The sequence below is a fragment of the Weissella sp. DD23 genome, from assembly GCF_001579105.1.
GTDB lineage: Bacteria > Bacillota > Bacilli > Lactobacillales > Lactobacillaceae > Weissella > Weissella cibaria.
In genome coordinates, this window is sequence record NZ_KQ970390.1 from 166,954 (window position 1) to 169,913 (window position 2,960).

The following is a 2,960-nucleotide window of genomic DNA, read 5'->3' on the forward strand; positions in this document are numbered from 1 at the left end:
AGTAGGGAGAGAGCGATGAGAAGAAGGTTTGCGCAATATCGACAAACTGGCGCTTATCGCGATGGCCAAGCAGTGCTTGGTTTTGTCGTTATTGCATTATTATTCGCATTGCCGATTTTAAATCAGAACCGGATGGTGTTGGGCGTGGACGCGTTTTTCCACTTACATCGGTTCTACGATGCGGCGATGCAACTGAAAACGGGCCAATTCAATTACTTTGTGTCGTTGTTTGGCTTTAATCAATCAGGACGGATTGTAAATGCGGTCTACGGGCCGTGGTTCGCTTATCTAAATGGACTACTGCTATTGCTAGCAGGTAGTTGGGTCCGTTGGCAATTTTGGTCTAATTTCATCATTGCATTTGGCGGCCTGTTGGCTGGTTACCTGGCGTTGCGTTGGGCCCACGTACGCCGCCTGTATAGCGTGGCTGGATCAATGATTATGGTTGGCTCTTTACCGGGCCTAAGTTGGTTTGCCAATCAAGCCTTTATGAGCGTTGGCGCCATGTTTATCGCGCTAGCTGTAGGGATTGGTATTCGGATGCTCCAGCAACCGGATCGGCCGATTAACCCATGGCAGATGGGCGCTGTGATGGCATTGGGCATTCAAGTGCACATGCTCTCAACTTTGTTTATGCTCCTGGTATTGGTGTGGTTCGCAGTGCCAGCGGTCTTTCGGGCGAAGCGACCAGTGTTCATGGTCTTGAATGGGCTATTGGCGGCAGGTTTGGCATTGCTGCTGTCAGTCAATGTTTGGATGCCATTTTTGCATGTGAACATGAGTAACCGCTTGTTGCGACCGTTTATTGAATTGCGTGGTGATATACCGGCCGATACGCTGGGCTTCACTTGGGATGGGAGTCACAATCTATCGTTAATTGCGATGGTTTTGATTGTCGTTGCAGTTGCCGCCTTGGTTTTGCGTAACCAGTGCCAACCACGATTGGATTTCACGACCCAGTGGACGTTGCTGGGTGGCGTGTTACTTGTTGTAGCCGGCTCACAATTACTACCATGGCGCATGATTATGAAAGATGCTGATAACTGGTTGTCGACTTTCCAATTTGCGCTTCGTTTTGGTATTCCGGGCTTGATTTTGATTGTGTTCGGCTTGTTATTGTGGTTGCAACAGCAGCCAATTGCGGCGTCTTCAGGGATGCAGGTGGCGACACTGGCGACGGGCGTCTTAGCGATGGGGATGTTGTTCACGCCGATGACTGATAAGATGGCGACACAGTCGGATCTGAAAACAGTGGTCGGTTTAACGGCGTACACCAGGCCGAAGTTGACGCTAAAACAACTAGTGGCCGACGAGCGACGCACGGACTTAAGTCGTTTGATGTTAGACGGCACGCAAAACTACCCAGATTATTTACCGATTTCAAAGAAAACGGCAACATCATTGACTGGCAAAGATTGGTATACGAAGAATGGGTTAGATCAAGCATATTTGCGTGATATTGTGGGAAATCGCTTGCCGAAAATGAAACGCACGGTTGTTGATGGCCAATTGCACCTGACTTGGCAAGCTAAGCGGGCGACAACCGTTACTTTACCAGTTGTGAAGTATGCGGAGACGACGCTATCATTAAATGGTCAAATGCTAGATAATGTTAAGCTGAGTCGAATCGGGGCTCCCGTTGTTAAACAGCAGGCTGGTCGCAACACGTTGATCCTGGGTTATCAGACGCCAGGTTGGTTGCCAACCACACAGTATGTAGCCGCGATTAGCTGGGGCCTCTTAGCCTTTGGTGCGGTCGTTGCCCAATTACGTAGATTTTATAAAGAGAAAGAATAAGATATATGAAACACTCCTGGATGTGGTAAACTGAAAGGAGTGTTTTTATACAATGAAAAGATATTGAATGAATTTTAGTTTGGAGACTGATTGATATGACTGTTAGCGCTGTCGTCGTTACGTACAACCGTCTGCCAATGTTGAAGGAAGTTATTGCAGCTTTGCAAGCCTCAGAAACGCCGGTGGACAACATTATTGTTGTGGATAACAAGAGTAATGCTGATACCCAGGAGTACTTGACGAGTTTGGGTGATCAAATCCGTTATGTGCGTTTGGAAGAAAATATTGGTGGTGCGGGTGGCTTTAACAAGGGTATTCGTTACTTCATGGAAGAAACTGTCGATGATTACGTTTGGTTGATGGACGATGATACGGTCCCAACGCCAACGGCTTTGACAGAACTTGTTGGCAGTGCCTCTAAGGTTGACAACAAGTTTGGCTTCTTGTCTTCAGATGTCCGTTGGACAGATAATTCACGCGCCAAGATGAACTTGCCATTCCCAATTGACCGCTTTAAGAAGATTCCGTTGGATGCGACTGAAATGGAACAGTTGCGTAATGCGACGTTCGTTTCAGTGATGTTTAGTCGTGAAGTCGTGGATAAGATTGGCCTACCAGTGAAGGAATTCTTCATCTGGGGTGATGATATTGAGTATACGGAGCGTGCTGCGCGTGTTTACCCAGGCTACATGGTGCCAACATCACGTGTTATTCACAAGATGGCGCAAAACGTGGAGTCAAATGTATCGCTTGATTCAATTGATCGTGTACCACGTTACTTCTACGCCTTCCGTAACCGGATGTACTTCAGTCGCAATCGTGGTTTTGTCCGCTTCTTGCGTGCACACATTCGCATTGCCTATGAAGCAGCAATGATTTTCTTTAACGGACAACCAAAGAAGATGCTCCGCTTGAAGATGGTCCTTAAGGGTGTCACGACCGGTTGGTTCTTCAAGCCAAAGGTAGAATTTGCTAAGAACAAGGCGAAGGGATAAGAGATATTATGGCAAAAGTAAGCGCAGTGATTGTGACCTACAACCGCTTGCCAATGTTAAAAGAGGCAATTGCCGCTTTGCAAGCCGTTGAGCCAAAATTGTCACACTTAATTGTGATTGATAATAAATCTGAGCAAGATACACAAGATTACTTAGAATCATTGGGCG

3 protein-coding genes are annotated in these 2,960 nt (G+C 47.0%); all 3 read left to right on the plus strand.

Translation table 11 applies throughout. The features are described from left to right. Positions 1-1,797 (plus strand): hypothetical protein (locus tag WEIDD23_RS00780; protein WP_207644197.1); only part of this gene is annotated, 1,797 nt, incomplete at its 5' end. 95 nt (positions 1,798-1,892) lie between these two features. Further along, on the plus strand, positions 1,893-2,792 hold the full coding sequence (locus WEIDD23_RS00785; protein ID WP_010371929.1) for a glycosyltransferase family 2 protein: 900 nt from the start codon (positions 1,893-1,895) through the stop codon (positions 2,790-2,792). Between the two features lie 8 nt (positions 2,793-2,800). Next, positions 2,801-2,960 (plus strand): glycosyltransferase (locus WEIDD23_RS00790; RefSeq protein WP_156469532.1); only part of this gene is annotated, 160 nt, incomplete at its 3' end.